This window comes from Collinsella tanakaei (assembly GCF_016902615.1).
Classification (GTDB): Bacteria; Actinomycetota; Coriobacteriia; order Coriobacteriales; family Coriobacteriaceae; genus Collinsella; species Collinsella tanakaei_A.
This window is the reverse complement of record NZ_JACJMB010000028.1, coordinates 22,710-28,709: the sequence shown is the minus strand read 5'-3', so window position 1 is coordinate 28,709 and position 6,000 is coordinate 22,710. Positions and strand designations below refer to the sequence as shown.

General features: G+C 66.2%; 6 protein-coding genes. 4 read left to right on the top strand and 2 right to left on the bottom strand.

What is annotated here, in order from left to right:
- Positions 1–140 precede the first annotated feature (140 nt).
- Positions 141–1,385, top strand: a complete 1,245-nt coding sequence (glyA, locus tag H6A21_RS08695) for a serine hydroxymethyltransferase (protein ID WP_204562355.1) — start codon at positions 141–143, stop codon at positions 1,383–1,385.
- Between the two features lie 102 nt (positions 1,386–1,487).
- On the opposite strand, the gene H6A21_RS11170 is transcribed toward glyA, so the two are convergent.
- Complete coding sequence (locus H6A21_RS11170) at positions 1,488–1,658, bottom strand: DUF6724 family protein (protein WP_342589603.1); 171 nt, start codon at positions 1,656–1,658, stop codon at positions 1,488–1,490.
- A gap of 128 nt (positions 1,659–1,786) precedes the next feature.
- Here H6A21_RS11170 and serS point away from each other — a divergent pair, with 128 nt between their 5' ends.
- A complete protein-coding gene (serS, locus tag H6A21_RS08690; protein ID WP_204562354.1) occupies positions 1,787–3,079 on the top strand; it encodes a serine--tRNA ligase in 1,293 nt (430 codons plus the stop codon).
- A 118-nt stretch (positions 3,080–3,197) separates the two neighbouring features.
- Here serS and H6A21_RS08685 read toward each other — a convergent pair whose 3' ends face one another.
- Positions 3,198–4,208, bottom strand: coding sequence for a dipeptidase (locus H6A21_RS08685; RefSeq protein ID WP_204562353.1), 1,011 nt, complete (start codon positions 4,206–4,208; stop codon positions 3,198–3,200).
- Between the two features lie 142 nt (positions 4,209–4,350).
- Between H6A21_RS08685 and H6A21_RS08680 the strand changes: the two genes are divergently transcribed.
- On the top strand, positions 4,351–4,701 hold the full coding sequence (locus H6A21_RS08680) for a hypothetical protein (RefSeq protein WP_204562352.1): 351 nt from the start codon (positions 4,351–4,353) through the stop codon (positions 4,699–4,701).
- Between the two features lie 137 nt (positions 4,702–4,838).
- Positions 4,839–5,996, top strand: coding sequence for an NAD(P)/FAD-dependent oxidoreductase (locus H6A21_RS08675; RefSeq protein WP_204562351.1), 1,158 nt, complete (start codon positions 4,839–4,841; stop codon positions 5,994–5,996).
- Positions 5,997–6,000 lie beyond the last annotated feature (4 nt).

Below are 6,000 nucleotides of genomic sequence, written 5' to 3'. Positions count from 1 at the left end.
ATTCCGCGTACCGTCGAAGGGCTTCTGCCTGCATCCCGCGGATGAACGCTGGCGTTTGGGTGCCCGCGGCCGTAGGCTAGATAAACCGCGCGGCCCGGGTTGCTCGGTGTGCGCTTCGTATTCGGATGAGAGGGGCTGCCATGGCATGTGGGTATCTTTCGGCGAGCGATCCGGAGCTTGCGGGCATGATCGAGGGGGAGCTGGCGCGCCAGCGCGGGTGCATCGAGCTCATCGCCTCGGAGAACTTCACGAGCCGCGCCGTCATGGAGGCGCAGGGCAGCGTGCTCACCAATAAATACGCGGAAGGGTATCCCGGTCGCCGCTACTACGGCGGGTGCGAGCAGGTGGACAAGGTGGAGAACCTCGCGCGCGAGCGCGCGTGCCGCCTGTTCGGCAGCGCATACGCCAACGTGCAGCCGCACTCGGGCGCCAATGCGAACCTGGCGGCGTACACCGCGCTCGTCGAGCCCGGTGACACCGTGCTCGGCATGGCGCTCGACCAGGGCGGGCACCTCACGCACGGCAGCCCGGTGAACTTCTCCGGCAAGCTGTACCGCTTCGTGCCCTACGGGCTCGACCTCGCGACCGAGACCATCGACTACGACGCCGTCGAGCGCCTGGCTGCCCGCGAGCGCCCCGCGCTCATCGTCGCGGGCGCCTCGGCCTACCCGCGCATCATCGATTTCGCGCGCCTGGCGGATATCGCTCACGGGGTCGGTGCGCGCCTGATGGTCGACATGGCGCACATCGCGGGGCTTGTCGCCACGGGCGCCCATCCGTCGCCGGTGCCCTATGCCGACGTCGTGACCTCGACGAGCCACAAGACGCTGCGCGGCCCGCGCGGCGGCTTCATCCTCACGAATGACGAGGAGCTGGCGCGCGCGATCGACCGCGCCGTGTTCCCCGGGACCCAGGGCGGCCCGCTCATGCACGTGATCGCCGGCAAGGCGGTGGCGTTCGGGGAGGCGCTCCGCCCGGAGTTCGCCGTCTACATCAAGCAGGTGGTCGAAAACGCTGCGGCGCTCGGTCGCGGCCTTGTCGACGGCGGGTTGCGGCTGGTGTCGGGCGGCACCGACAACCACCTGTGCCTGGTGGACCTCACGCCCGCGGACGTGTCGGGTAGGGACGCGGAGGTCGTGCTCGAGCGCTGCGGGCTCACGGTGAACAAGAATTCCATCCCCGGCGAGCCGCGCTCCCCGTTCGTGACGAGCGGCATCCGGGTCGGCTCCGCGGCGGCGACGACCCGTGGGTTCACCGAGCCGGAGTTCTACGAGATCGGGCGTCTGATCTGCCGCGCGGTTTTCGGGGCGGACGACGAGCGGGTGCTCGCGGACGTGCGCGGGAAGGTCGATGAGATGCTCGCCGTCCATCCGCTCTACGCATAGGCGCCCGCGCGGCACGCGCGACCCATATGAAAATGGACCCCTGCCGGGCAGGGGTCCATCAATGTACCGTTTCGCTTGCCGGATGCGCTGCGCGCTGCCGCTTTACGACCAGAAGCCGTCGTCGTCGCTATCCGAGGGACCGCGGTCGACATAGAGCTTGTGGGTGCGCTTCTCGAGGATGAACGCCACGATGGCGAAGATCACGATACCTACGACGAAAAGCACCGCGACTCCCTCGCGGGTGCCAAACAAAAAGGAAAAAAACGCGTCCATATGATGCCTTCTCGCCTTCTTACTCGGGAAAAAACTCCCACAAGTATATACTTGCCTGTGCACCGTCATGCCGCCAACCTGAAGCCGCACGCACTCGGCGCAGGGGGCACATTCCAACCGGAGGCATCATGCTAGATATCAAGTTCGTTCGCGAGAACCCTGACGTCATCGATACCGCCATGGCGAATCGCCAGACGTCGTGGGACCGCGAGAAGTTCTTTGCGCTCGACGAGGAGCGCCGCCAGGTGATCACCGAGGTCGAGGAGCTGCAGGCCACGCGCAACGCCGAGTCCAAGAAGATCGGCGCCCTCATGCGCGAGGGCAAGCGCGACGAGGCGGAGGCCGCCAAGGAGGCCGTGCGCGAGGTCAACGAGAAGATCGACGAGCTCGCCGTCCGCCGCTCCGAGCTGGAAAGCCAGCTCACCGACTTCATGGCGCACCTGCCGAACCTGCCCTATACCGCCACGCCCGTGGGTAAGGACGAGACCGAGAATCCCGAGCGCCGCCGTTGGGGCACGCCGCGCGATTTCGCCGCCGAGGGTTTCGAGGCCAAGGCGCACTGGGACCTGGGTACCGACTTGGGCATCCTTGATTTCGACCGCGGCGCCAAGCTGTCCGGTGCCCGCTTCACCGTGCTTGCCGACGCCGGTGCGCAGCTCGATCGCGCGCTGCAGAACTTCTTCTTGAACACGCACATTTCCCGTGGGTTCAAGGAGTTCATCCCGCCGGTGATCGTGAACCGCGAGATCATGTACGGCACGGGCCAGCTGCCCAAGTTCGAGGACGACGCCTACCACACGGGCGAGGACCAGTTCCTGATCCCCACGGCCGAGGTCGCGCTCACCAATCTGCACGCCGGCGAGGTGCTCGATGCCTCCCAGCTGCCGCTGCGCTACACCGCCGGCACCCCCTGCTTCCGCGAGGAGGCGGGCTCCGCGGGCCGCGATACGCGCGGCATCATCCGCCAGCATCAGTTCACCAAGGTCGAGATGGTCAAGTTCGCCACGCCCGAGCAGTCCGACGAGGAGCTCGAGAGCATGACGGCCGAGGCCGAGTACCTGCTGCAGCAGCTCGGGCTTCCCTACCGCGTCATCAGCCTGTGCACGGGCGACCTGGGCTTCTCGGCGCGCCAGACCTACGACATCGAGGTGTGGCTGCCGAGCTACAACAGCTACAAGGAGATCTCCTCCTGCTCCAACTGCGGTGACTTCCAGGCCCGTCGCGCGAACATCAAGTACCGCGACCCCGAGCATTTCAAGGGCACGCGCTTCGTGCACACCCTGAACGGCTCCGGCCTGCCCACCGGCCGCACCATGGCCGCCATCATGGAGAACTACCAGAACGCCGACGGCTCCATCACGGTGCCGGAGGTCCTGCGCCCCTACATGGGCGGTCTCGAGCGCATCGAGCCCGTCGCGTAGCGCGCCGAAGGGCAACATCCGCCAGCGGTCGTAGATAGACGAAGGCCGGGGTCGCATCGTGCGGCCCCGGCCTTTCGCCATGCTAGGAGGATTCGTCGCGGCGGGTGAGCCGTCGCCGTCAGCGTCCCCAGCGCTCGAAGAAGGCGAGGGCGTTGTCGGCGCAGAGCTTGCGCGTGATCGTCTCGCCGAACGCGTGGACGAACGCCTGCTGCACCTCGGGCATCTTGGCTGCCGAGGAGATGCATGCGGGCAGGTCGGTGCCGTCGAAGTCGCTGCCGAGAGCGATGACGTCCTCGCCGCCCAGATCGAGCCAGTGCTCGATGTGGCGGCACAAATCGTCGGTCGTCGGGTCGTGCGTGCTCGCGTCATCCCGCAGGAAGTCGGGGCAGTAGTTCAAGCCGACGAGGCCCCCGCGGTCGCGGATCTCTATGAACTGGGCGTCGGTGAGGTTGCGCAGGTGCCCGCAGACCGCGCGGCTGTTGGAATGGCTGGCGACAAAGGGGCGGGTGGTCAGACGCGCGACATCGTCGAAGCAGGTGTCGTTGAGATGCGAGACGTCGAGGATCATGCGCGCTTCCTCCATGCGACGGATGACGTCGGCGCCCAGCGGCGTGATGCCCGCGTCCTCCACGTCGTGGCCGCTGGCGAGCGGTCCTTGGGCATTCCAGCTGAGCGAGGCCATGAGGACGCCGGCATCGGCGAGGGTGCCGACAAGCGAGGGGTCGGCGGCAAACAGGCGCGCGTTCTCGATGGTCTTGATGGCGACGCGCCCCGTGCCCTCGAGGGCGGCTCGGATGTCGGCGGCGCGCCGCGCGGTCGCGATGGTGTCGGCGTTGCGCGCGAGCTGCTCGTTGAGATGGTCCATGACCTGCTGATAGAAGCGCGCGGACTCCTCTGGGGGAAACTCGTCGTAGATGAAGCACGCGAAACACTGCGCCCAGGGCACCTCGCCCATGCGCTCGAGCGTGAGATGGCCGGGCCCTTGTGCGAGGTCGTCGCCCGCCTCCTCACCGTTTCCGTTGGGGTCGAAGCGGTCGAGGTCGGCAAGCGTGCGGAAGCGCGCGTCGACGGTGCTCCAGGCGATGCGGTCGGCGGTGTCGCAATGTAGATCGAAAACGGGATAGGACATGAAGGGACTCCTTTCACGCGGCGGCTCAAGCCTATCACGTCGCGTGGACAACAGAGGACTCATGACAACGGAATAAACACGAACATACGTTCTATTTTTGGGTATACTCGCAGCTACCGACAGGATTGTCGAAAGGAGTGCCATGAACGGTCGGGGTGCGAGGGAGATCGAGCTGTTCGCGAAGGCGGAAGACGGCGAGCAGATGGCGGTGCGCTGCGGCATCGATGCGGCAGGTCAGCTGCGCATCATCCAGACAAGTCGCGGCTGCGTGACCGATGCCTGCTTCGGCGCCGGCACGCACGTCGTGGACGTGACGGTCGACGTGTCGGGGGTTGAGGCGCTCATGCACTGTCTGTGCGTGGACGGGCCTACGCAGCTGCTTGCGGTGCTCGCTACGATGAACACTGGCGAGGATTGTCTGGTGCGCATCTGTGACCTCATGGATGCGGAGGGAATCGCGTATAGCCTTGCAGAGCAGAGAGTTGCCGGTTAAGGAAGCACTGGCCAAAGCGCCCCGCCGCCGGCGCCCCTTGTCGGACGCTGTGCGGCCCGGCTGTGAAAGCCTGTAACCAGCGTTTCCCAAGCGCTCGGGTATACTTGCACGCGACCAAACAGGAAAGGTGTGCGCATATGGGTATGAGGTGGGGCGTCCGGGCGCCGTTCATCGCGTTCGACGATTGCGAGAGCAGCTACGACGTTGTGGTTGTCGGCGCCGGTCCGGCGGGAATCATGGCGGCTGTCGAGGCGTCCCGCGGCGGCGCGCGCGTGCTGCTCGTGGAAGCCGGCGCCCTGCCGCGCTACAAGAGCTGCGGTGGGATGCTGAACCTCTATACCCGGCGGGCGCTCGAGCCGTACGGTGGCATACCTGAAGAGATGGTGCTCGATCCGCGGTGGATCTCGTTTCGCTACCATCACCTCGATTACGGGGTCAAGAAGGCAACGGACGTGCGCTTCTTGAACGTGGATCGCGAGATGTTCGACGAGTGGCTGCTGAGCCTGCTGCCCGCCAACGTGCAGGTGCTGCCGATGACGCGCCTGGTCGATGTCGCGCAGTCGCCCACCTTCGTCGAGATGATGCTCAAGGACAGCCACCCGTCGTCGGGTCGCCGCTCGCGTATCGTGCGCGCACGCTACCTGATCGCCGCCGACGGTCCCCGTGCCACGGTGCGCGAGCGCTTGGGTATCAGGCCGTTTGACCGCTATATCACCGTGCAGGAGTACGTGAAGATCGAGCCGGGTGCGCTCGAGCCGTATTTCGATGCCCTGTGCTGTCGCCGGTTCTCGCGCGACTACGGCATCGGGTATCTCATGCCCAAGGGCGACGTCGCCATCGTGGGCTCGGTGCTCTATCCGGGCAGCACCTCGTGCGAGCGCAAGCACGAGGAGGTGCTCGAGATCCTGCGCGAGCGCTATCCGCTCGGGCCTTCTGTCAAGCGGGAGAAATGGTTCGCAGCGCATCTGCGTCGTCCGGCCGACCTCGTTGCCGGTAAGGGGAGGATCCTGCTTGCGGGTGAGGGAGGCGGCTTCCTGTCGTGCACGTCGGGCGAGGGCATCTCGTTTGCGCTCAACTCCGGCATCATGGCAGGCTCCTCGGTGGCCGAGGTGCTCGAGGGTGGTTGTCGTGTGGGCGGCGAGGCGCTTGCGCGCTATGAGCGGAAACTGCGTCCGATGAAGCGAAACCTGGAGTTCCGCATGGGCATGTTCCCGCTGCTGAACTCGACGCTCGGCAAGACGGTGGCCTGCGCGGTCCCGACCCCTGTGGTGAGCAAGGTGACGGAGCGGCTGTAAAATG

Bases quoted from the DNA above. Each gene is read 5' to 3' on its own strand.
- H6A21_RS11170 (WP_342589603.1), bottom strand. From the start codon at position 1,658: ATGGACGCGTTTTTTTCCTTTTTGTTTGGCACCCGCGAGGGAGTCGCG.
- glyA (WP_204562355.1), top strand. From the start codon at position 141: ATGGCATGTGGGTATCTTTCGGCGAGCGATCCGGAGCTTGCGGGCATG.
- H6A21_RS08680 (WP_204562352.1), top strand. From the start codon at position 4,351: ATGAACGGTCGGGGTGCGAGGGAGATCGAGCTGTTCGCGAAGGCGGAA.
- H6A21_RS08685 (WP_204562353.1), bottom strand. From the start codon at position 4,208: ATGTCCTATCCCGTTTTCGATCTACATTGCGACACCGCCGACCGCATC.
- H6A21_RS08675 (WP_204562351.1), top strand. From the start codon at position 4,839: ATGGGTATGAGGTGGGGCGTCCGGGCGCCGTTCATCGCGTTCGACGAT.
- serS (WP_204562354.1), top strand. From the start codon at position 1,787: ATGCTAGATATCAAGTTCGTTCGCGAGAACCCTGACGTCATCGATACC.